Annotated in this window: 23 protein-coding genes, 1 tRNA gene and 1 pseudogene; 12 read left to right on the top strand and 13 right to left on the bottom strand. The window is 51.9% G+C overall.

Translation table 11 applies throughout. The features are described 5' to 3' along the window. Positions 1-4: 4 nt before the first annotated feature. Positions 5-1,093, top strand: coding sequence for an ABC transporter ATP-binding protein (locus JCM12308_RS03100; RefSeq protein WP_054782811.1), 1,089 nt, complete (start codon positions 5-7; stop codon positions 1,091-1,093). An 81-nt stretch (positions 1,094-1,174) separates the two neighbouring features. Here JCM12308_RS03100 and JCM12308_RS03095 read toward each other — a convergent pair whose 3' ends face one another. Further along, positions 1,175-1,855, bottom strand: coding sequence for an OmpW/AlkL family protein (locus tag JCM12308_RS03095; RefSeq protein WP_054782890.1), 681 nt, complete (start codon positions 1,853-1,855; stop codon positions 1,175-1,177). 466 nt (positions 1,856-2,321) lie between these two features. Between JCM12308_RS03095 and JCM12308_RS03090 the strand changes: the two are divergent. The 3 genes and pseudogenes from JCM12308_RS03090 (at position 2,322) to JCM12308_RS03080 (ending at position 5,348) form a co-directional block, all read left to right on the top strand. Continuing rightward, positions 2,322-3,463, top strand: a pseudogene (locus tag JCM12308_RS03090) (anhydro-N-acetylmuramic acid kinase). Positions 3,464-3,908: 445 nt separating this feature from the next. Then, on the top strand, positions 3,909-4,685 hold the full coding sequence (locus JCM12308_RS03085; protein WP_014286364.1) for an NAD kinase: 777 nt from the start codon (positions 3,909-3,911) through the stop codon (positions 4,683-4,685). A 147-nt stretch (positions 4,686-4,832) separates the two neighbouring features. After that, positions 4,833-5,348, top strand: coding sequence for an Hpt domain-containing protein (locus JCM12308_RS03080; RefSeq protein WP_008547517.1), 516 nt, complete (start codon positions 4,833-4,835; stop codon positions 5,346-5,348). Positions 5,349-5,369: 21 nt separating this feature from the next. Here JCM12308_RS03080 and JCM12308_RS03075 read toward each other — a convergent pair whose 3' ends face one another. Then, a complete protein-coding gene (locus tag JCM12308_RS03075; protein WP_054782809.1) occupies positions 5,370-6,509 on the bottom strand; it encodes a DUF2336 domain-containing protein in 1,140 nt (379 codons plus the stop codon). 146 nt (positions 6,510-6,655) lie between these two features. Further along, a complete protein-coding gene (locus JCM12308_RS03070) occupies positions 6,656-7,618 on the bottom strand; it encodes a transglycosylase SLT domain-containing protein (protein WP_054782808.1) in 963 nt (320 codons plus the stop codon). A gap of 184 nt (positions 7,619-7,802) precedes the next feature. Here JCM12308_RS03070 and JCM12308_RS28875 point away from each other — a divergent pair, with 184 nt between their 5' ends. Then, on the top strand, positions 7,803-8,252 hold the full coding sequence (locus JCM12308_RS28875) for a hypothetical protein (protein ID WP_208978213.1): 450 nt from the start codon (positions 7,803-7,805) through the stop codon (positions 8,250-8,252). A 282-nt stretch (positions 8,253-8,534) separates the two neighbouring features. Here JCM12308_RS28875 and JCM12308_RS03060 read toward each other — a convergent pair whose 3' ends face one another. Continuing rightward, entirely contained in the window at positions 8,535-9,146 is a 612-nt protein-coding gene (locus JCM12308_RS03060) for a flavin reductase family protein (RefSeq protein ID WP_054782807.1), read from the bottom strand. A 16-nt stretch (positions 9,147-9,162) separates the two neighbouring features. Next, the gene (locus JCM12308_RS03055; protein WP_054782806.1) at positions 9,163-9,768 is read right to left on the bottom strand and encodes a nitroreductase family protein; all 606 of its coding nucleotides are present in this window, start codon (positions 9,766-9,768) and stop codon (positions 9,163-9,165) included. Between the two features lie 259 nt (positions 9,769-10,027). Between JCM12308_RS03055 and JCM12308_RS03050 the strand changes: the two genes are divergently transcribed. After that, the gene (locus JCM12308_RS03050; protein ID WP_008548002.1) at positions 10,028-11,113 is read left to right on the top strand and encodes an RgsD C-terminal domain-containing protein; all 1,086 of its coding nucleotides are present in this window, start codon (positions 10,028-10,030) and stop codon (positions 11,111-11,113) included. 66 nt (positions 11,114-11,179) lie between these two features. Here the strand turns inward: JCM12308_RS03050 and JCM12308_RS03045 are convergent, their stop codons facing one another. Together JCM12308_RS03045 and thrS are read right to left on the bottom strand one after the other, a co-directional pair. Next, positions 11,180-12,031, bottom strand: coding sequence for a lysophospholipid acyltransferase family protein (locus tag JCM12308_RS03045; protein ID WP_054782805.1), 852 nt, complete (start codon positions 12,029-12,031; stop codon positions 11,180-11,182). 155 nt (positions 12,032-12,186) lie between these two features. Then, positions 12,187-14,133: a threonine--tRNA ligase gene (gene thrS / locus JCM12308_RS03040; RefSeq protein ID WP_054782804.1), complete on the bottom strand. Its 1,947-nt coding sequence runs from the start codon at positions 14,131-14,133 to the stop codon at positions 12,187-12,189. A 975-nt stretch (positions 14,134-15,108) separates the two neighbouring features. Here thrS and JCM12308_RS28870 point away from each other — a divergent pair. Then, positions 15,109-15,771, top strand: a complete 663-nt coding sequence (locus JCM12308_RS28870; RefSeq protein WP_373282323.1) for a glycosyltransferase — start codon at positions 15,109-15,111, stop codon at positions 15,769-15,771. Here the strand turns inward: JCM12308_RS28870 and JCM12308_RS03030 are convergent. Continuing rightward, positions 15,768-16,196: an ASCH domain-containing protein gene (locus tag JCM12308_RS03030; RefSeq protein ID WP_054782803.1), complete on the bottom strand. Its 429-nt coding sequence runs from the start codon at positions 16,194-16,196 to the stop codon at positions 15,768-15,770. The two genes, JCM12308_RS28870 and JCM12308_RS03030, sit on opposite strands and share 4 nt — an antisense overlap. Positions 16,197-16,240: 44 nt before the next feature. Continuing rightward, a tRNA-Tyr gene (locus tag JCM12308_RS03025) sits at positions 16,241-16,325 on the bottom strand. A 299-nt stretch (positions 16,326-16,624) separates the two neighbouring features. Here JCM12308_RS03025 and JCM12308_RS03020 point away from each other — a divergent pair. Together JCM12308_RS03020 and JCM12308_RS03015 are read left to right on the top strand one after the other, a co-directional pair. Continuing rightward, on the top strand, positions 16,625-16,957 hold the full coding sequence (locus tag JCM12308_RS03020; RefSeq protein WP_208978211.1) for a hypothetical protein: 333 nt from the start codon (positions 16,625-16,627) through the stop codon (positions 16,955-16,957). A gap of 45 nt (positions 16,958-17,002) precedes the next feature. Next, positions 17,003-17,554 carry a hypothetical protein gene (locus tag JCM12308_RS03015; protein WP_054782801.1) on the top strand — a complete coding sequence of 184 codons (552 nt, stop codon included), beginning with the start codon at positions 17,003-17,005 and terminating at the stop codon, positions 17,552-17,554. 14 nt (positions 17,555-17,568) lie between these two features. Here JCM12308_RS03015 and yidD read toward each other — a convergent pair whose 3' ends face one another. Both yidD and JCM12308_RS03010 read right to left on the bottom strand, forming a co-directional pair. Then, the gene (yidD, locus tag JCM12308_RS27640; protein WP_208978210.1) at positions 17,569-17,877 is read right to left on the bottom strand and encodes a membrane protein insertion efficiency factor YidD; all 309 of its coding nucleotides are present in this window, start codon (positions 17,875-17,877) and stop codon (positions 17,569-17,571) included. Positions 17,878-17,933: 56 nt separating this feature from the next. Continuing rightward, entirely contained in the window at positions 17,934-18,368 is a 435-nt protein-coding gene (locus tag JCM12308_RS03010) for an iron-sulfur cluster assembly scaffold protein (RefSeq protein WP_014286379.1), read from the bottom strand. A gap of 416 nt (positions 18,369-18,784) precedes the next feature. Between JCM12308_RS03010 and folE the strand changes: the two genes are divergently transcribed. From folE to JCM12308_RS02995, 3 genes are all read left to right on the top strand, one after another. Further along, on the top strand, positions 18,785-19,417 hold the full coding sequence (gene folE / locus JCM12308_RS03005) for a GTP cyclohydrolase I FolE (RefSeq protein WP_008547794.1): 633 nt from the start codon (positions 18,785-18,787) through the stop codon (positions 19,415-19,417). A 34-nt stretch (positions 19,418-19,451) separates the two neighbouring features. Further along, on the top strand, positions 19,452-19,922 hold the full coding sequence (hisI, locus tag JCM12308_RS03000; protein ID WP_054782800.1) for a phosphoribosyl-AMP cyclohydrolase: 471 nt from the start codon (positions 19,452-19,454) through the stop codon (positions 19,920-19,922). A gap of 99 nt (positions 19,923-20,021) precedes the next feature. After that, positions 20,022-21,035, top strand: a complete 1,014-nt coding sequence (locus JCM12308_RS02995) for a patatin-like phospholipase family protein (protein ID WP_008547784.1) — start codon at positions 20,022-20,024, stop codon at positions 21,033-21,035. A 96-nt stretch (positions 21,036-21,131) separates the two neighbouring features. On the opposite strand, the gene JCM12308_RS02990 is transcribed toward JCM12308_RS02995, so the two are convergent. Then, on the bottom strand, positions 21,132-21,563 hold the full coding sequence (locus tag JCM12308_RS02990; protein ID WP_008547558.1) for a CBS domain-containing protein: 432 nt from the start codon (positions 21,561-21,563) through the stop codon (positions 21,132-21,134). A 158-nt stretch (positions 21,564-21,721) separates the two neighbouring features. Further along, a complete protein-coding gene (locus tag JCM12308_RS02985) occupies positions 21,722-22,498 on the bottom strand; it encodes a rhomboid family intramembrane serine protease (protein ID WP_054782799.1) in 777 nt (258 codons plus the stop codon). Between the last annotated feature and the right edge of the window lie 329 nt (positions 22,499-22,827).

Below are 22,827 nucleotides of genomic sequence, written 5' to 3'. Positions count from 1 at the left end.
AATAATGGGAGCTATTCGCCTTGAGGGTGTCGAAAAATGGTTTGGTGATCTTCAGGTCATCAAAGGGATTGATCTTGAGATCAATCCCGGTGAGTTCGTCATCTTTGTTGGGCCCTCTGGCTGTGGCAAGTCCACACTTCTGCGCGTGATCTCCGGTCTGGAAGAAGCCAGCCGGGGCAGCGTGCACATTGATGGCAAGGACGTCACCGCCCTGCCACCGTCCGGGCGTGGGCTCTCCATGGTGTTCCAAAGCTACGCGCTTTACCCACACATGAGCGTGCGCGAAAACATGGGCTTTGCTCTGAAAACAGCAGGCGCTCCAAAAGCTGAAATTGAGGCCAAGGTCAACAAGGCCGCGGAAGTGCTTCAGCTGGAAGAGTATCTGGACCGCCGTCCGAAGGCGCTCTCTGGAGGTCAGCGCCAGCGCGTTGCCATTGGCCGGTCTATTGTCCGCGATCCAGCCGCCTTCCTGTTTGATGAGCCGCTCTCCAATCTGGATGCCGCCCTGCGCGTTGAAATGCGTTTCGAGATTGCAAAACTGCACCGCAATCTGGATGCCACCATGATCTACGTGACCCACGATCAGGTGGAAGCGATGACATTGGCGGACAAGATCGTGGTTCTGCAGTCTGGCCGTATCGAACAGGTCGGCTCTCCACGTGAGCTCTATGAGCGCCCAGACAACCTGTTTGTGGCACAGTTCATCGGTTCACCAAAGATGAACATCATGCCCGTTGAGTTCAGCAGCGATACTTTCACGCTTGCTGGTTTCTCCGAGCAGCCATCACCTTTCAGAGATAACGAAGGCACACCGGTCAAACTCGGCATCCGCCCGGAACACATCAGCGTTGTTCCACCAGCAGAAGCCGCCGTGACGGGAACGGTGGAGCATGTCGAATATCTGGGTGCAGATCTGTTCATCTATGTTGCCGCCAAAGGGCTCGGCACCATTCTGGTCAGACTGTCCGGTCTAAAGCACTACAGCGCAGGCGACACGGTCGGCCTCTCCTTCGACCCTGCCCTCACCCACTTCTTCGATGCAGATGGCAAAGCTGTGCGGGTGAACAGTGAAAAGGCAGCAGAACCTGCCTGAAACACTAGGCAATCCCGATAAACAAAAGGCTTGGGTGCTCAAACATCCAAGCCTTACTTTTTCTAAGCGGCCAAAACAGCCTTAGAAGCGATAGGTAACACCAGCACCAATCAGCCAAGGATTAAGCTCAGCAGTGCCTCGCAGCGTACCCGCGTCGGTCTTCACTTTGTAATCAGGCTCAAGGAACAGCTTCTTCACATCGAAGTTGACGCCCCAGTTGTCATCGATCATGTAATCAAAACCAACCTGAAGAGCCGCACCAAAGGTATTTTCAATATCAATATCTTTGAAATTGCCACGACTATCCTGATTATAGAAAATCGTGTAGTTGATACCTGCACCAACATATGGCTTGAAGCTGCCAAAGTTAGTGAAGTGATACTGCAAGGTCAGGGTTGGTGGCAGAACCCAAGTCTCGCCAATAGCAGCACCATCCAGCACACCATCACCATCGACGTTGGCCCATGTGGTGCCCAGAATAAGCTCGGCAGCAATATTATCAGTAAAGTAATAGGTAATATCCAGCTCAGGAACGACAGTGTCTGAATAAGTCAGATCTGAACCCGCTACGCCATTCACATGGCCGCTATTTTCAGTCACAACACCCAGAGCACGCACACGGATCTGCCAAGGGCTTTTTTCCGATGCAGCCGCAGCAGCGATATCTTCCTGTGGCACAGGCATATCCGCTGCCAGAGCCTGACCAGCAGACGCCATAAGCGCTGCGCTCGCCATCAGGCCCATCACCCTTTTCAAACTCATCTCCACCTCCAGTTGCATAAGTGAGTTTTACACTTATTCCAATTATTGAGAGTGGATCAGAGCAGCATTGAGATGCATCAAACTGACATTGATAATATAAATACTATTTATAATAGTAATTTTGACGGATAAATAATCCAAAAAAGTAGATTTGAAATAGATATTTCCGACATAAAGCCTAACATAATTCAATAGCACCAACAAGTGAGCGCAGTGAATAACCAGCCACAACCAATCACCATGATTGATGTGTAATGCGCACCGAGACTACCAAACCTCCCCATCGACAACCGCCTCCTTTCAACCAAAGCCTGCAACCTTGCGGTGTTCCAAGTTTGTCAGGAACACCGGAACCCGCTATGAAGTGAGGGCTTCGCAGGTGTTCCATCGCAAGGTCTGCCCCTTGCTGCAAAACACAAACTGCGAACTGATTTAAGTCTACCAGAATAGGGAAGTGGGGGAATAAATGGCGGCGCAATGGTGCATCGGTCTCATGACCGGAACAGTGATGGACGCAACGTCGACATCGCCATACTGAAAACCGATGGCAAAACCATCGAGGAGTTCGGCCCCTATACCTTGGCAAGTTATCCCCCCGAAACCAATCAGCTGATCGCCGAAGCCATGACCGCTGCTCAAGACTGGAATTTCGCAGCCGAAGAACCTGAAATTTTTTCACGGGCGGAAAAAGCTCTGAGTGAAGGTCAGGCCCACGCGATTTCGCATTTCCTTTCAAAAAACTCCATTTCAACGCAAAATATTGCGTTGATCGGTTTTCACGGTCAAACCGTCCTGCACCGCGCACCTAAAGACGGTCAGAAAGGCGCAACACGCCAACTCGGTGACGGGCAAATCATCGCCGATAGTCTTGGTATTCCAGTTATTTACGACTTCAGAACACAGGATATCGAAGCCGGTGGTCAAGGCGCCCCCCTCGCCGCCATCTACCATCAGGCCCTCCTGCGCAGCGCTGGTCTTTCGGACGATCCAACAGATACCGCCATCCTGAACCTCGGCGGTGTCGGCAACATCTCCTGGTGGGACGGGCACAACACCCTCATCGCCTTCGACACCGGCCCGGCCAATGCCCCCATAAATGACTGGATTAGTTCACACAATCACGGCGACATGGACCGCGACGGCCTCATCGCCGCCAGCGGACAAGTGGACGAGGCCCGCCTCCAGTCACTCCTCAAACACCCCTATCTCACAGAAGCCTTCCCCAAATCCCTCGACCGCAACAGCTTCACCAAAGACATGGCAACCGGCCTCTCTCTGGAAGACGGCGCAGCAACACTCACCGCCTTCTCAGCAAGCGCAGTCGGTAAAGGGTTGGACATGCTACCAAAACACCCTGCTCGCCTGGTAGCCTGTGGTGGAGGACGCAAGAACCCGCAGCTGCTGAAGGAAATCGAAGCGCGTGCAAACGTAAAAATCATGCAAGCAGAAGAGCTTGGCTGGCGAGGAGATGCCGTGGAAGCAGAATGCTTCGCCTTCCTCGCCGCCAGATGCGACCGCAAACTACCGATCAGTTTTCCGGGAACCACAGGCGTTCCAACCGCCATATCTGGCGGCACCAAAGTGTTACCGCACCAGACGACCAAGTGACCAGAACATAAAAAGGTGGGAGCCCCTGCCGCCGCGCAAAAGCTCCCACCGACCTCTTGCTTAAGGCTCAAAAGGTCTCTGCTACAAATAGCTATAAGAAAAGGTAAGCAATATATTCTGGTCGCAACATTGTAGATAATTGATATCTTGAGAGAATTTCAACCACCTGCAACACATTCAACATACTCGAAAGTTATTTTAACAAAAACCCCTCCGATCAACTGAAAAACAGACTGTTGCAAATCAGTACCTTGATGTTTATTCGAATACAAACAAGTAGTATTGCACAAATACACAACACAATACTTATAGTGTCTATGTATTTTTGACAGCGCAAATCACACCAGCAACGCCTAATCCCTTGGCAAACCGACGAGAAGCGACATAAAGGCAGTTTGAATTTTCGGAAAGTCATGCTACCTCCTTTTTAAGGGAGGAGCCGTCTTTGAAGAGAAGAACTATCAACCGCATCGCTTTTGTTTCCAGTGACACGCCAGAAGCACTTGCTGCACGCCAAGCTCTTGAAAAGATGTATGGATCTGCCTCACAAGATGAAGCAGACGTCATCGTCGCGCTTGGTGGCGACGGAGTTATGCTCTCTTGTCTACATAAGTTTATGAACACCGGCATGCCCATCTACGGCATGAATCGAGGTTCAGTCGGCTTCCTCATGAACGAGTACCGCACCGAAAATCTCGTCGAACGCCTTGAAAAAGCAGAGATAACACCTCTGCATCCACTGAACATCGAGGCGATCGACAAAGACGGCAACGAGTTCACCGCCCGCGCAATCAATGAAGTATCTTTCCTGCGCAAGTCACATCAGGCCGCCAAACTACGCATCTCCGTTGATGGACGTGTGCGCATGGAAGAGCTGGCCTGTGATGGCATCATTATTTCTACTCCCCAGGGCAGCACGGCTTATAACCTCTCCGCCCATGGACCGATCCTGCCAATTGACTCGCCGTTAATGGCACTTACGCCCATCAGCGCATTCCGCCCAAGACGCTGGCGCGGCGCCCTGCTCTCTACACAAAACACCGTGAAGATTGAGGTACTTGAGGCAGATAAGCGCCCGGTCAACGCGGCAGCTGATCACCGCGAGTTCCGCAATGTTATCAGCACCACCATCTATCAGGACGCAACCGCTGAAAGCTGCATCATGTTCGATCATGAACACAGCTGGGACGAACGTATCCTCTCAGAGATGTTTAAGTACTGAGCCACACCCGTTTATGGCAGTCCCATGCCAAATATGTTATTAGAGACAACTTCGGGTTGGGATTGCCCATAAAACCATTAGATATTATTACGAATTCGAAATATACTCGCGCCTACAGCAATGCAGGCTCAGGAATTGCGCAAGACAATGGCTTCTACAACTGGTTCAGATAAATCTTCTCAGGAACACATCCGCGTTCCCAACGACCTTTCCAAAAAAGTCCGGAAGATGTCGACCATTGAAGCAGCCAAGTTTGATCCGGTTAAAGCAGCTGAAGAAGCGATTGAAAAGCTTTCAGATAAGTTTGAAAGCTGGATGGGCTCGGAAGTCGACTGCCTGAAAGAAGCCAATCAGGCAGCACAAGACGCTGACTTTACTGAAGAAACCTACGACAGCCTGTTCCGCTGCGCTCATGACATCAAGGGGCAGGCCGAAACTCTGGGCTTCCCATTGGTCGGTCGCGTCGCAAACAACCTGACACTCCTGCTCGTCGCAGCCAAAGCGCAAGACACCTACCCGAAAGAGCTCATCGCCCAACACGTCAGTGCAATCAATGCAATGATTTCAGAAGACGCCCGCGATGATACCAACAAGCTCGGCGTAGCGCTTGTCTCACGTCTGGAAGAAGCCAGCGAACCACTCACTCAGCTCATCGATAGCTAATCGGGAAACGAACTGAGTGGCTTAAGCAACGTCACTCAGCATTTCAGCAACACGGGTCCGCGCACTTTCACGAGCAGCCTCGTTGGAAAGACGATGCAGCAGATCCTGAAGATCACCCAGATCCTCAACTCCCAGCTCATCTTCCAGTGCAATTAGATCCCCCGCTACGATACGGGACTTGGACCAGTGGTCAATCTGCATGTTCTCAACCCGCTGCCAGCTGGCAATACACTCCTGAAACAGTGCATGTGTCCGATCCGGCAAACCAGCTGCTGAAAGCACCCGGCGCAGAGCAGGACTGAACGGTGTCGCCAGAGCATCGAAAACCTGATCTTCATCATACTCAGACAAACGCGACAGAGAGTTGGTGAGCAAGTTAAAACAACCAGTTACAGCAGCACGCAGCAACAGAACACTCGTCATTTGCGCTGACACCACCAGATGCTCCACCAATCCCTGAAGCTCTTTATCAGAAGCACTCCAGGCTAGTGAAATTGTCGAACGATCCTGAGCATCAGCCACCAATTGCTCCGGCGCACGCATGTTCCGCGCTCCCAACACCTGCGGGTGATCACCAAGGCTTTCAGTATAACGACGCAGCATCATATGACGGATCTGCAGCGGAACATCATCACGAGACATCAAAGCATCTTTAACATCGCGGCTCTCACCAAACCGCGCAACGATACGCTCCATACTGCTGGAAGTCAGCTCAGCTTTCTCATTGCTCAACAAAGCCGCGCAGGCCTCTTCACAAGCAACCTCACAGATGGCAGCCGACAGGCCCACCGAGATATCAGGACGACTGGCCACAGCCACACAGCGCCTTGCAGACCCGGTCGCAACCAAATCAACCAGCTCCCCTTCCGGGATTTCCGTTGCACCAGAAAGCAAAGGCAGCGCAACCTCATCCTCATCCACCAGCAAAGCAGAAATGATGTGCGCAGGCACAACCTTCGCAGCGCCAAACGCTTCTGCAAGGGCGACCCGAACGGCAACATCACGATCATCAAGCAGGAAGGTCAAAGCCGCTTCCGCTTCACTGTGTTCAGAGCCTTCAAGGTCAGAGTACAAAAACGCACGTGCCAAAGCACCAGCCGCCTGTGCGCGACTACCACTTGGCGCATACTGCACCCAATTCAGGAAACTCTTGATAATCATGGTACTCGGAAACCTGTATCCACCAACTATGGGTAGAAATAATTAATCATAATTCTTAAGGCTTCGTTCACCGCACTCGCAGTTTCTCGCAAAACGTGCTTTTTGAGAGATCAGAGCACCAGGGCACACCTGTAAATCACAGGAGGCTAGACCTTCTTACTTAAGGACTTTCCGCTGGTTTGCGCTGGCGCGAGAAATTTCGTCAGGTCCAGAGGAGCCCCGGAAGGACGCGCAATAGGTTTAGGCGCAACAAACTGCTGACTGATGGATTCTTGCACTTCCACACCAGACCGCTTCGTCTCACTGACAGCTTTGGAGGCCGTCACAGCAGCTGCTTCATCAGTCCGGAACAAGGACTGGAAAGGTGCTTCATTTTTGTCGACAGTCGTCGCCCGCCACGCCGTCAGAATACGGCTTTCAACGCGGTGGCTATCAATGGGCTTGGTAATCGGCCCCTTGCGCAGCCCAACGGCAGGACGCTCTGCTCCGGCGATGGTCTCATTAAACTGACCGACCAACCGATCATGAACATCACTCACTGACCGAGGTTGCCCGTCTCTGCTGTAAAAGACTGCTTTGTTGGCGCGGGCCTGCAAAGGAAACAGATCAGCGGCTGGATGCTGAGGACTATCCTCCACCGCATTCAGCAGACGCAAACTGCCGTTCACACCAAGGAAGTGCGCCAGATACAACTCACCAGCCGACGGATCACGCCCAAGATTTGAAGAAAGACCGGACGCATTGTCTTTCGCCAACGCACCAGCAACCAGAGATGAAATCTCCGGATCATGACGAAGGTCCAACAACTGTTGCTTCAGGTGCTTGTTGTCTACCCGGTACTTGCCGCTACCATCCACGCGAATGTGCTGGGCATAGTCCCCGAGTCCTAGCTCCTCTCCATTTTTCTTGAGAGTTTCAAGCCAGGTCGACTCGATAAACTGAAAAAGGCCGGACGCAGAAGACGTCTTGGCTTTGGCATTGGGATCAAAGGAGGATTCACGAGCAGCAGCTTGCAGCAGGAAATCAAAGGACGTACCCGTTTTGGAACTGGCTTTTTGAAAAGCCAACTCAATACGCCCAGCTATGGAAGGATCGCCTGCAACCTTCACTAGAATCTACCCCCTATAATACCATTAGTTAATATCCCTTAATATTAGTTAACAAATAGTTAACTTTTAAATATGCCTTACTGAAATCACTGAGTTATTTGAGCTAAAATAGAGTTGTCGCATATCCTGATCGCTGCCATTTATGCTTTACAATTCAATTTCTGATTGGATTCGGAGAAAGCCAATGAACTGTCTGCTCAAAACCACGGCATCGGCAATCGCTCAAAGCAAAGACTTCACAGCACATGCTGAGCTGGCTTATGCCATACTGCCGGAAAAGCCAGCCAGAGAAGTCGACCCTTATGGCTCTCCTGACGCATTGGCGCAGCTCAGCAAACAGAACCATCTCTACTTCGTGCTCAACGATCCGTCAGAAAACACCATCCTGTCGACACTCAAACCATACATCGATGTAAAGCAGAATGGGGTGATCCCGACATTTGTCAAATCAGCAGCAGATATTGAGCGCCTGCACGCAATCCTGTCGGTTTATGAAGCGGAACACGGGCTTCAGGATGGTTCGCTCAAAATCATTCCAGAGCTTGGCAGATTCCCGTCCGCATTCACGGCCCTTGCAAACCTGAATGGCATAAGCCACGCCTCTCTGCACTTTGCTGGAATGAAGAAGTATTGAAGATCGCTCTGGCAGCAAAGCACTCACGGGATGAGCAAGGCCAGCTCCTCCCACCGTTCGAGCACGCTCGCACGCAATGCCTTTTCACTGCAAGAGCAGCCCACCTGCTCCCATTGGACACCGCAGTGCCATCTCATCTGCCAAGAGCCAAAATGCTGGAGTTGATTGATCTGGTCGCCTCGCAGGGCTTTGCTGGAAAAACAGCTAACTCGCCGGAAGAAGCAAGCCTGATACAACAAGTTTTCGTAGCCCAATAAAAAAGGGCGCCGAAGCGCCCTATTCTCAGACTTTTTCCGGAAGTGCCGGTCGATCCATCTGGAACACGGAATCAACCACCGAATAATCCATGTAACCCAACCGCGCCAGTGGCTTCATTTTCGCCACATTGAGCATGCCGTTTTCCAGCACACTCTCGTCGATATGCACACCAACAACCTGACCCAGTATAAGCCAGCTGTTGGTCTCATTTCCGTCAATATCGATCAGGCGCTGCACGTTGACCAGCTTACATTCCAACGCGGTTTTAGCTTCCAAAACACGCGGAGCTGCAACCAGTTTTGACGCCTCTGCAGTCAGGCCGGAAAGCTCGAACTCATCAACGTCAGAACCCACCATCGCAGAGGACTGGTTCATCGCATCTGCCAGATCCAGCGTTGCCTGGTTACAAACAAACTCACCCGTCTCTTCAATGTTGCGAATAGAATCCTTGTAGCCGCTGGAGCCAATGACCACCATTGGAGGTGTGTCACAGACAGCATTGAAGAAGCTGTAAGGTGCCAGATTTTTCACACCATCTTTGGAGACAGTTGAAACCCAACCAATCGGACGCGGCGCGACGATGGCCTTGAATGGATTGTGCGGCAACCCATGCGGCTTATTTGCTTCATAAAACATAGACTTATCTCAGTTCCTACGCATCAACACCGGATGGAGCGCTCTGAAAATATTCGGTCAATTGGGCTACATCAGGCCGTGGACGTTCATTTGGAACGACACTCGGGCTTCCAATATGAATGAAGCCTGCAAATCGCTCACCCTCACGAGCACCCAGATGTGCAGCAGCTTCATCATCAAAAGCATACCACTCTGTCAGCCACTGACCAGCAAATCCCATTGAGAAACAAGCATTAAGCAGAGACACACAAACGGCACCCACGGCCAGCTCCTGCTCCCAGGCCGGCACTTTATGCTCACGGTTTGGGGAAGAAAGAACGCCAATGACCAAAGGCGCACGCTTGAAACGCTCGAGCTCCATCGCCTTTGTGTTCTCTCCAAGCGGCCCCTGACGCTTCTCAGCAATTTCAGCAAGCTTCTCACCGATGGAGTCCGCCTGTGAATTGTCATAGATAACAAACCGCCAAGGAGAAATTTTCCCATGATCCGGCACACGACATGCCATCTCAAGCAGCTCGGAAATTTGTGCTTGATCAGGGCCAGGATGTACGAGTGTTGCAGCGAGATGAGAGCGACGAGTTTTCAGAAAACTCTTCAGTTCTGGAAGGTCTTTGATTTCCACGGTCTCGATTCTTTTCAGGATTTCAAGGATTAAAGCTACGCAATAGTCCTATACAGAATATCAACTGTGTCAATTAAAGGATGGTCTTGCCCCATTCTTGCCACATTGCCTACCAATCCCCAACCCACTGAGTAAAAATTTATAAAACACTTCCAAAACACAGTTTGTCACTGTAATCTGATTTCACTCGGGCTGGTGACGGTTTTGTATTTACTGTCGCACATGGGTAACACTTTCTGAAGTAGTAGCGAGAGCACACGTGAAGTTAGAGCGGATATCGACGTTCAACAAAGCGCTACAACGCGCAGCCGCCGCCACAGCATTTTGTGCTGGGTTGGCATTGCTTGGAAACGCCGCTCAGGCTGCAGGACCTATTCCTGTTTCCAAACCCGCTTTGCCGTTCTCTAAGGAAGTGCTGGACCTGGCTGCCAAGCCAGAAAAGACCATTGCACCTCCAATCAGCTATGATCCACTCAGCGGATATCAGGGCCAGTCTCTTGCGCCAACACTGGGCACGAGCTTCCTGCCATATGCACCACCAGCAGTCAGCGCTGAACAAGCACCAATTGGTGCGCAGCCTGTACTCTATCTGGTCGCCAAGCTGGCTGAGGGAACACCAAACCTCACTCGTGGTTTGAAGTGGCGCGTATACTCTTCAAAAGAAAATGCCGACGGCTCCCTGAACATGGTCGCATCCTCACAGGATCAGGATGCTGAGTTCCGTCTCGATCCAGGCACCTATCTGGTTCACACCTCTTTTGGCAAAGTCACAGCGACAACACGCTATGAACTCAAGAGCGGCGTGAAGACCGGCACCATCATTCTGAACGCAGGTGGTATTCGCTTGGATGCAGCCCTTGGCAACGATCAGAAGATGCCGCGTGAAGATGTGCGCTTCAATATCTATGACATGACCTATGACGCAACAGGCGACCGTGGTCTCATCGCATCAGGCATCAAGCCGGGCGAGCTAGTCCCCGTGAGCGCAGGCACCTACCACGTTGAAAGCCGCTACGGCGACATCAATGCTGTTGTGCGGGCTGACATTCACGTACAGGCTGGCAAGCTGACAGAAGCCACTCTCTACCATCAGGCAGGCAACATCACGTTGAAGCTGGTGAGCGCCAAGAACAAGACGTCTCTGGCCAACACCTCCTGGACCATCCTGTCACCAGGTGGCGACACCGTTGCAAGCGGCAACGGCGCATTCCTCGACCTGACACTCGCAGCTGGCACCTACACCGTCATGGCACGCAACAACGGCGAGATGTACCGCGATGAGTTCACCGTGAATCCAAGCGTGAACAACGTGGAAGTGGAAGTACTTGCAGAGAACCCGATGTAAGACAGACCACAGCAACGATGACCAAGGCGCCTGAAACGGCGCCTTTTTTATTGGCCTGCTTACTGACTAAGGCAGATAAAACGTCTCGGGCATTGAAGTATCAGCCTCTTGGCGCAAATCCAGAACAGCCGCCTGCAACTGCTCCATCATTTCCCGCTGGCTCTCACATGTCTCCAAAGCCTCATAGGGGATCGGATCTCCAATCCGCGCTAAGATTGTCTGCCCCAAAATGCTCTTGAACTCACGGATCAACAGGGACAAGCGCAAGCTCAGTGAAAAGCGGCTGACCAGATGGAACAACGGCGAGTTCTGTCCCTCAAAGTAAACCGGCAACACCGTCGCCCGGGCACTCCTGATAAGCTTTGCACTGAACGTCTTCCAAGGCAGCTCTTCTGCACGTCCGAATGGCCTAGCAGCAGTCGCCACACCGCCACCGGGAAAGATAACAATCGTCACCCCTTCCTGTAGCAGCCTCAACGCCTCTTGCCGTGTCTTCAGATTGGTCCGTAAAGCGTCTTCAGTTTCTTCAAAATCAACCGGCAGTGCAAAGGGCCGTACCTCTGGCACCTTGAGCAGCTCGTTATTGATGAGCACGCGGTAAGGACGGTTCAGTTGCTCGGCAAGTGAGAGGATCGCAATACCGTCAGCAATGCCATAAGGATGGTTCGCAATCAACACCAGCGGCTTACCATCCAAATCAGAAGGCGGCCAGCAATGACCGGTGCATTCAACACGAAGGTCAATCAGATCCAGCAGGTCCCGCCAGAGGGCCTGACCCGAGACAGAATAGCCACTGCGCCAGACCTCATAAAGATCCAGCAGTCTCCTGCGACCAGAGAGCCCTTCAATGCTTCGAATAAGCCATCGCTTCAAAAGTGGATGACCATCATTGGCATAGCTTAAATCCGCGTGGTTCACCGCTAACCTCACTTCACTCGCCCAGCTTTTCTGTGAGCTGGCTTCGTAAGCTTTCGCAAACTTACGTGAACATTAGGCGACAGTGAGGCCAAAAAAGAAAAAGGCTGGCAACGCAAACACGCTGCCAGCCTTTCAAATCAGTGTCCCTTTAAAGATCACGAAGCCTGTTCTTTAAGGTCAGGTGCTGTAGCCTCGTCACGCAGGCTTGCAACAGCCTCGTCCAGAGTCATAGCAGTCTGATTACGGGAACCGAGACGACGGATGCTCACAGTCTTCTCTTCCGCTTCACGCTTACCAACAGCAATGATCACTGGGATCTTGGCATGTGAGTGCTCGCGAACCTTGTAGTTGATCTTCTCATTACGAAGATCCAGCTCACCACGCAAACCAGCCTTTTTCAGCGCAGCATGCACTTCCTTCGCGTAGTCATCAGCGTCAGAAGTAATCGCCGCAACAACAAAGTGCTGAGGAGCCAGCCACAGTGGGAAGTGACCTGCAAAATTCTCGATAAGGATGCCAAGGAAGCGTTCCAGAGAACCACAGATCGCACGGTGGATCATCACCGGCTGCTTCTTCTCACCATCGCTGTCCACGTAGAACGCACCGAAACGCTCTGGCAGGTTGAAGTCCACCTGAGTGGTGCCACACTGCCATTCACGACCAATCGCGTCACGCAGAGTGTACTCGAACTTAGGACCGTAGAACGCGCCCTCACCTTCCAGAATGCCGGTCTTGATCTTACCGCCGGAGTTCGCTTCGATCTCCTTCAGCACTTCACCCATCACAGCTTCAGCGTGATCCCAGACTTCGTCAGAACCAACACGCTTTTCAGGACGTGTGGAGAGCTTCACAACGATCTCTTCAAACCCGAAGTCCTTGTAAACGGACATGATCAGGTCGTTGATCTTGTGACACTCTGCAGCCATCTGCTCTTCAGTACAGAACACATGCGCATCATCCTGCGTAAACGCACGAACACGCATCAGACCATGCAGCGCACCGGAAGGCTCATAGCGGGAAACCGCACCAAACTCAGCCATACGCAGTGGCAGATCACGATAGGACTTCAGGCCGTGCTTGAAGATCTGCACGTGACCAGGACAGTTCATCGGCTTGATCGCGAAGACGCGATGATCTTCAGTCTCAGTCGCGAACATGTTCTCGCGGTACCACTCCCAGTGACCGGAAGTTTCCCAAAGAGCCTTATCCAGAATCTGAGGCGCATTCACTTCCTGGTAGTCATCTTCCAGACGACGACGCATGTAGTTGGTCAGGTTCTGGAACAGCTGCCAGCCTTTGTGGTGCCAGAAGACAACGCCCGGACCTTCCTCCTGGAAGTGATAGAGATCCATCTCGCGGCCCAGCTTGCGGTGGTCGCGCTTCTCAGCTTCCTCAAGCATATGGAGGTAAGCCTTCAGATCTTTATCGCTAGACCATGCAGTGCCGTAGATGCGGGTCAGCATCTCGTTGTTTGCATCACCGCGCCAGTAGGCACCGGCAACCTTCATCAGCTTGAATGCCTGACCGATCTGCCCAGTGGACGCCATGTGCGGACCACGGCAAAGGTCAAGCCATTCACCCTGCTTATAGATCTTGACGGTTTCATCCTCAGGGATCGCATCAACAAGCTCAACCTTGTAGTCTTCCCCTTTGGCAGCAAAGTATTCTTTTGCTTCGTTGCGGCTCCAGATCTCTTTGGTGAACTTCGCATTTCGCTGAATGATCTGCTGCATCTTCTTTTCGATTTTCGGCAGGTCTTCAGTGGTAAATGGCGTATCGCGCTTGAAATCGTAGTAGAAGCCGTTCTCGATTACAGGACCGATTGTAACCTGCGTCTCAGGCCACAGTTCCTGCACAGCTTCCGCCATCACGTGCGCCGCGTCGTGGCGGATCAGCTCCAGCGCACGTGGGTCATCACGGGTTACGATTTCAATCGCAGCATTCGTTTCAATAGGATCAGAAAGATCGCGCAGTTCACCATCAATTGCGACGGCAACAGCTTTTTTCAAGAGAGATTTGGAAATGCTCCCTGCAACATCAGCGCCGGTGGAACCAGCGTCATATTCGCGAACGGAATTGTCAGGGAAAGTCAATTGAAGCATATCAATTCTCCAGCTCACTCCTGCAAACAAGGCAGGTAAGCGGTTTGGTGTTAATCATGGGTTGCCTGAATAACCAATTCTAAAGGACGCGTCCAGATGAATCTGGGGCAGATCAACTCTGTTTTCCGCGGGCACAGACACGTAATCGATAGGTTACACACCTTGAATTATTACGGGTTAGCAAGGGTTTAGCTGGCCTTACCCGCCCCACCTCCTCATACTGCAGGCCAGAACAGGATTCGCAAACTCCATCACAAGGAATGCATGACGCACACTCTACCAGCTGTCAGGAGCTGAGCATGACCACGCCAAAGCCAAAGCTCTACTTTGACTTGACCACGTTGAGGCAGAACAGATCCACCTCATTACAGGCCAACGGCGTCACCAGAACGCTCTACGAGACAGCAAAGCGGTTCTATAAAGACGACATCGAAGTCACCTTCATCTGTCATGACGCCCGCAAAAACGAATATGTGAGCGTGCAGGCCGATCCATTGTTCGCATCAGATGACCTGAACCCCGCATGTCTCCCTGATTTGCTGGGCGCTCCCGTTAAAGCATTCCGCTCTGAAAAATACAGAAACCGCAAACTCAAAGGCCTGTTCCACAAGCTCAGACACACACTGCGCGCACGTGCAAATAAAACCATCGGCGCTCATGATGGCGAAGCATTGCAGGAACCGCTGACAGACATCGACGCCCCCTTTCTGTCACTGGGAAACCTGGAAGAAGCACGGCGACTGACGGAATATGTGAAAAGCCGCGCACCCTATGTGCCCGTCTATGTCATGATCCACGACATCTCTCCGCTGCGGCTCAACGATCCGGAGGAGGATCTCGGCGCAAAGCTCTGGCTGGAGCATCTGAGACGAACAGTCACCACAAGGCCGCACGTAATCGCCAACTCCGAATATACGCGTACCGATCTCCTGAAGTTCCTCGCAGAGCAAAAGCTTCCCTCCCCGCAAAGCACCAGTGTTGTGCATCTGGCCCACGAGTTTCAGGAGGCAGAGCCTATCTACTCTGCGACAACGACCCGAGAACGGTTTCTTCCTGCTACTTGGAGACATTCGCTACCGAAAAAACGCAAAGCTGGTCTTCGACGCATACCTGCATATCGTGGAGCAAGACGAAAACGCGCAGTTACCTCAGCTCATATGTGCGGGAGCGATCCCCAACGGTGCATTTGCCAGCCTCAATAAAGACCAGAAATATACACCCATCGGCAAGTTCGTGACGATCGTGCAATCGCCCACAAACGCAGAGCTGACAGCACTTTATAAAGAAGCAATCGCACTGGTTTACCCAAGCTTGTTTGAAGGATATGGCCTGCCAGTCGGTGAAGCACTCTGGATGGGCACACCCGTACTGGCCTCAAACGCAACCTCAATTCCGGAAGTTGGCGGAGATCATTGCCAATACTTTGACCCGCACAACGCCGAAGAACTGGCCACTCTGATCCAGTCAACAATACAATCGAAAGAGGCTCTACGCGCCGAACTGCCAGCACGGGATGAACTCCGCCAATGGCAGAATGTACAACAGGATATCTGGAAGATTATTGAGAACAACAGCACCCCACCGGACAAACGCTCATCCGGCGCAGAAGGCAAGCAGCAAAAACTGGAAGAAACTTAATTCGGCTTAGGCTTCGCCTGATCGCGCTTGAAGATCTTCACCAGCTGGAAGTACTCACAAACGAGTTTCATATCAGGAGCATACACGCCGTTGCGTTCAAAGAACTCGCGATGACCTTCCTGCCAGAACTCAAGGCTCAGATCGCCTTCACCTTCCAGCACAGCCCAGACTTCATCAATCTCGTTAAACTGACGCACATCAACAGTCACCATCTCGATGACACAGGCTGCCTGACCTTTACCATCCAGAATAACGTACTGATCGCCCGGCTGCGGAAGGGGCTCTCCGTCTTTCTCATAGGAATGCAGATCACCACAGGTCGCTGTCTTTGTTCCATTCAGAACAAGCTCAAGCAAACTGTCAGCCAGCTCAGGGCTATCGCCAAATGCAAAACTAGGGAGATGATCGAATTCTTCAGAAGACATGCGCTTCCACCGTAACTGTTTGATTTCATGAAAAGAAAGAAAGGTGGTGGAGGAGGTTGGATTCGAACCAACGTAGGCATAGCCAGCGGATTTACAGTCCGCCCCCTTTAGCCACTCGGGCACTCCTCCGTCGCATTGGCCAAGTTGGCCGCGCCGTGTGAGGACGGGTTATCTTCATTTGAGGCCCTCTTGTCAACGCCCCTTTGAAATTTGAGTTGGGAAAACATCGGAAAAAACGTTTTTAGCCGGCAATCTGTGAACAACACCCCACTCCAGCAGCTTTAACTAGGGGTATTTACGTAATTGCCACCGCGAAAATTTCACGAATTCCCACGTCTGCAAGTAGCGCTTTGTTAAGCGAAGGACCGGGAACCACTGCTGGTTGCTGGACGCTTTTCTACATTAAGCCATTATCTTCAAACGAAATTATGAGTTTCTGTAGTGGAGTGCACATCCCGAAGATCATCAAAGGCGTCCAAATGAGCAGGTATTGGCTTCCAACTCATATCATCGTTCTGGGACTATCCATCTCAGCATGGTCCCTCCCTTCCCCTGCGCAGATGTTCAATGAACCATCTCTGGGAACCTCAGGAAGTGTTGAGGAAGAAGATAACAGCGCTCAGGAAGATCCTTCAATGATGTCCGGCATGCCTGATTATCCGATGAGCAATCAATCTATGATGCCTGCGCCACCTGTCACCACACAGAAGCCCGATAATGAGGCCACCCAGCAAGATCAGGAAGACGACGACAAACACTGATCTTCTTTGAATGGCCGGATAACAGAGTTGAAACAGGAGAATACAATGAAAACCCCAGCACTCCTGAGCGCCACTGCGATTTTCCTCTTTCAATCAGCCAGCGTGACAACAGCCCAAGTCCCCGGCGACGGTCCGCCGGTTCCCACAAGCAAAAGCCTTCAAAGCGAAATCCACACACTTGCTGAAACCGACAGCAACACGTCTGCTGCAAAAACCGCAGAACAATGGCTCGGCAAATCCCTGAATTTTGCATGGAGCATCACCAAGGATGGGGCGGAAGCCATCGAAGAAAAGTTCACCGCCTTCATTTGCAATGCAGAAGCTCTGGCCTGGAACACCACCTCGCAATTCGGCAAGAGCAAAGGCACCGCAACATACACAGTGCAGCAGATCACACCAGACATCACTCAAATCTCTTGGAAAGATAATCCGCAGGAATCCAATCTGGGATGGGTGTGGACGCTCGATGCAGCCAGCGGCAAGGCATATGGCGTAGTCGTCAACTCACAACCCTACGAAAACCTTGCAATTGAAGGAGAATTCGCCGTTCTTCCGGTGCCGACAGCAGAAGAAAAGACCGAGTTCAACTGCCCTTGATATTCAGAGCAGTCTCAGTCCTTCAGATCAAAACGTGTCTTGGGATCTATATGATCACCGTTCCAGTGACCATACCGCCATGGCAGGTACCATTTTGATGCTTTGGGTAAGCTGAGCGGAACCGGGTCATAGCCACTCGCCCCATAAGGATTGCAGCGGATAATCCGCGACAATCCAATCCAGCCGCCTCGCCAAAACCCAAACCGTGTCATGGCTTCAGCTGTGTAATGAGAGCAGGATGGTTGATAGCGACAGGCTCGCCCCAAAATCAGCGACAGGCTATGCTGATAAATCCAGATAAGCCCAATCCCTAGCCGCGCCATCAGGCTGGCAGGCCTCTCTTTTGGGAGCAGATCGGGCTTACACATAGCAAAATGCCTTAGGCAACAGCAGCTTCAACATCATCAAGCGCCTTCACCAGCGCTTCAAACGCAAGCATGGTGGACGCATGGCGTGCTTTGTAATCACGCACTGGCTCAAGGAAAGAAAGGTCAGCAAAACGACCGGTCGGCACAGGGCCGTTATCCTTCAGCATAGCGTGCAACTGCGCATAAGCCTCCCGCACTTCTGCAGGTGTTGCTCCAATAACATGCTGACCCAGAATGGATGCAGAAGCCTGCCCCAGAGCGCACGCTTTCACATCCTGCGCAAATGAGGTTATTAGACCATTGGCTACACAAACCTCAACACTCACCGTCGAACCACAGAGCCGCGAGTGTGCTTTTGCCTGAGCCTGCGGGTTATCAATATGCCCCAGCAGAGGAATATTCCCTGCAAACTCAAGGATCTTAGTATTGTAAATGTCGTCCAACATGCAAAACTCTGGCTACTCTTCTCACGCCCGCTTTATAACCTGAAGCGAGCTTGGATCACTCACTAATAAGGGAAGACCCTTTCCTAACCAAGACATCTATCTTATATAGGTGGTGCTGCCGAGACCTTGCTAGAGGTCAAAAGCGGAATATCGCAATCTAGCACACATTACCTAGAAGAAACCATAGGTGCCAATTTATTGGCGGTCTAAACGGGTTGTCGCAGATTATACCCTGCGCCATACTCACATCTCCTTAGGTAAGCCGTAGATTTGCGTATGACAATGGGAAGAGCCTGAACTGAAAACAGGCCGACGAAAATAGTTGCTGCGCAGGAACCTATGGCGGGTTCAGTGTTTTTTTAAGAGAAGTATGTCTTAAATTACACTCATCGCCTGCGTATTGTTGGAGACATAATATGGACGCTGTTTTGAGACCGGTTACAGAAACCGATCCCACGGCTACAGAAGACAACAAGCTCCCCAACCGCCCTAGCCGGGCTGAAGCTGAGGCTGCTGCGCGCGTACTTCTTCAATGGATCGGAGATGATCCGGAGCGCGAAGGTTTGCTGGATACACCAAAGCGCGTGGTCAAAGCCTACGAAGATCTTTTCTCCGGTTACAAGGAAGATCCTCGCGAGCATCTGGAACGCACCTTTGAAGAGGTCGGTGGATACAACGATATTGTGCTGCTGAAAGATATCACTTTCACATCTTTCTGTGAGCATCACGTCCTGCCATTCACAGGCAAGGCGCATATCGCTTATTATCCAAACCATGCTGTCGTGGGCCTTTCCAAGATCGCACGTGTTGTAGAAATCTACGCACGCCGCCTTCAGACACAGGAACATCTGACCGTTCAGATCGCAACTGCATTGGAAGAATATCTGGCTCCTCGTGGCGTCGCCGTCATGATCGAAGCAGAACACCAGTGCATGTCCATGCGTGGCATTCAAAAACAGGGTGTCTCCACCCTCACCAACCGGTTCTCCGGTGTTTTTGAAGACAATGCCTCTGAACAGGTACGCTTCATGACAATGGTCCGTTCGTAAGCTCGGACCATTCATCAGAAAATTCGAGCATTTCATGTCGACGAATATTAAAGCCGACGGCTTTGCGCCGCGCGCTGACAAAAACGCAATTGAGCTGGGCGATGAACTCTGCCCGAAATTTGACGAAAATGGTTTGATTGCTGCTGCAGTCACTGATTTCGACAGCGGTGAGCTGCTCATGGTGGGTTATATGAACTCCGAGAGCCTGCGCCGCACAATCGAAACCGGTGAAGCATGGTACTGGAGCCGCTCCCGCCAGGAGTACTGGAAGAAGGGTGGCACCTCTGGTCAGGTACAGGAAGTCGTTGAAATCCGTACTGATTGTGATCAGGACGCAATCTGGCTTCGCGTCAAAGTCCATGGCAACGGCGCCACATGCCACGTCGGCTATCGCTCCTGCTTCTTCCGGAAAGTGAACTCAAACGAAACCGGCGATGTCTGGCTGGAGAAGACAGAAGTCGCTCCGGTATATGACCCCCAAGAAGTTTACGGGAAAAAACAGTAGGTTTCGCTGCGCCCCGATTCAGTCTTTTTATAGGTTTAAATAGCATAGTTACCCCAAGGTAACGTTGACTATTCAACCAGTGTAAAGACAGTCGGGGAGATGGCAGTGCTGCAAAATCTACCTCTGTGGCCCAACAGCAAACAGCCTGTAGAAGAAGAGCCTGAAACACCCACCACCATTCCAGAGCCGGAGATCACCCCCGGCATTGGCCTGGCACTTGGCGGAGGTGCAGCCCGCGGCTGGGCTCATATCGGCGTTCTCAAAGCTCTTTCAGAAGCAGGCATCCAACTGGACTTCATCGCAGGCACCTCGATCGGCGCCGTCGTCGGCGGCTGCTATCTCTGCGGTAAGCTAGACCAGCTTGAGGAGTGGGTCGTCTCCCTCTCCCGCCGCCGCGTCTTCAGCATGGTCGATCTCTCCTTCGGCGGCTCAGGCCTCATCTCTGGGAAAAAAGTCCTCTCTCTGTTCGAAGACCACTTCGGCGGCATCATGATCGAAGATCTCGATCGCCCCTTCGCAGCAGTCGCAACCGAACTGGGCACTGGCCATGAGATCTGGCTGAAGAAAGGCCCGCTCACGCAAGCCATGCGCTGCTCCACTTCCCTTCCCGGTGTATTCGAACCCGTTGCATACGGTGGTCGCTGGCTGGTGGATGGTGCACTGGTCAACCCAATCCCCGTCTCCGTCTGCCGTGCCATGGGTGCAAGAGCAGTCATTGCAGTAAACCTGAACTCAGACACATTTGGCCGAGGCTCCACAGTGGTCCACGAGCTGCCCCCGATCCCGAAAGACATGATCCCGGAGATCGACAGCAAACTCAACAAAGACCCCGGCGGCACCATCAAGCGTGTCCTGAGACGTCAGATTTTTGGCGGAAAACAAAAGGGATTGCCCGGCATTTCCGGTGTTATGATGGACAGCTACAACATCATTCAGGACAGGATTGGCCGCTCACGTCTGGCGGGAGATCCACCAGATACCATCCTCACCCTGCGCCTGTCTCATCTCGGCTTGTTCGACTTCCACCGCGGAGAAGAAGCTATTCGCGTCGGTTATGAAACCACGTGCCGAGCCTTGCCGGAAATCCACCAGCTGGCAGAAATGCAGCCATAACACCGACCTACGCATCTCGCGAAGGATCCAGTGTAAACCACGAGTTTTGGAAGAAATGACTGCTGTGCCTGAACAGCACAGCAGTAAACCAGCAGATCAGACTGCCTGAATGTAATTACGCAGGTCGTCCGCCTCACGCTCCACCTGAGCGATGCGGAACTTCACGATATCACCGATAGAAACAAGACCGATGAGCTTGCCATCTTCCACAACAGGCATATGGCGGAAGCGGCCTTCGGTCATGCGGGCCATAACGCCGTTCACAGAGTCTGCTTCCGTACAAACAGCAACCTCTTTGGTCATGTACTCGCTGACGGGTTGAGCAAGAACGTCAGGACCTTCCATGGCGATCGCCTGAACAACATCACGTTCTGAAACGATACCGACAATCACGCCCGGCTCGTCACACAACACAATCGCACCAATGCGGCGCCCGCCAAGGCTCGCGCATATTTCGCTCAAACTACGTGTGCTCGTTTCCGTATAAACGTCCCGCCCTTTGCCGTTCAATATGGCAGCAACTGTCATGGCGACCTCCTCGTTTGTTTATGCCATCCTTCTTTCTCAGAGAAAAAAGAGGAAGAGAACAAATCTAACCCTACGGTATCATGGCACAAAAAAACAATACTTGCCTAGCCACCAACTTAGGTGCTGTTAACATATGTAGTTAGCTAACTATTAAGTGGTCAGGACCAACGCCGCTTAATTGGATCCAAGAGTGGAAAAAGGATCAATCCAGCGACAAATCCACCTACGTGAGCTTGCCACGCAATACTTACACCCTCACCTGCGATAGGTGCTGACCAGACTCCAAACAGGAAGTTGAGACCAAACCAGACAAGGATAAAGGTAAGCACACGGCGATCACTCAACGCTTCCAGCAAAGGTCGCGCAGGAACAGCATATGCATGGGTATCATGACGGCGGAAAGAACTCATCGGCCCGCCTGCTTCAAAGATAAACCGCAAAGAAGCAGCCATCTGACCGGAGACTGCAGCAGAAGCACCAATCACCGGCACCTGATCTCCCCAATTGGTTGCCAGATGCGCACCGGCACCAGCAATAGCACAAACCGCAGAAAGAAGCAGGAACCGCGTCGCGCCAAACCGGCGGGCAACCGCACTACCAAACACAGCCATCCAAAGCACGTTAAAGCCGATATGCTCAGCACTGCCATGCAGGAAACCATAGGTCAGGAAGCTCCAGACCGCAGAAGCCGTTTCACCCGGCCAGGAATATTGAGCCATAAAGCCGCTGACATAACGAACTGGCCAGAAGGCAAACAGAAGTAGCGTCTGCACTTCTTCATTCGGAGAAAGAATGTAAGCCCGAACCAGATGGATCCCTATGAGGATAAGGGAGAGACCAACAACCACAGTTGGCAGATTGAACATCGGCTCCCGTGCTGGGCGGTGAAAATACGGACCGTCCGGGCCCTGATGCTCTTCGTTGGATTGGTTCATTTCATTACAGACCCGAAAATTGCTGTCCCATTTTGAACTAGGGTAACTTGGCACAGTTCGCAAGGTTTGGCACAGAATGTAAGGACCAAATAAAAACAATAAACCGCCAGCACTCCCCCAAGCGCTGACGGTTTATCGGAGCTTCTCCCCGTTTGGCGTGTGATTTCCCGATTTTTCTGGCTACGTACAAAACGCAGCAAACCTAGGTTTTCCGCCGAAAATAGCTCAATTCTTATGGCCTCAAGGGTTCAGGTGAGGCAACTGCAACCAAGATTATATAAACTGCCGGACACCACAACTTAAACCCTTTGTTAAGGTTAATATTTTAT

Origin of the sequence: Pseudovibrio denitrificans JCM 12308 (genome assembly GCF_001310815.1) — a bacterium.
Taxonomy (GTDB): Bacteria; Pseudomonadota; Alphaproteobacteria; order Rhizobiales; family Stappiaceae; genus Pseudovibrio; species Pseudovibrio denitrificans.
The sequence above is the reverse complement of the archived record's forward strand: the minus strand, read 5'-3'. Positions and strand labels throughout refer to the sequence as shown.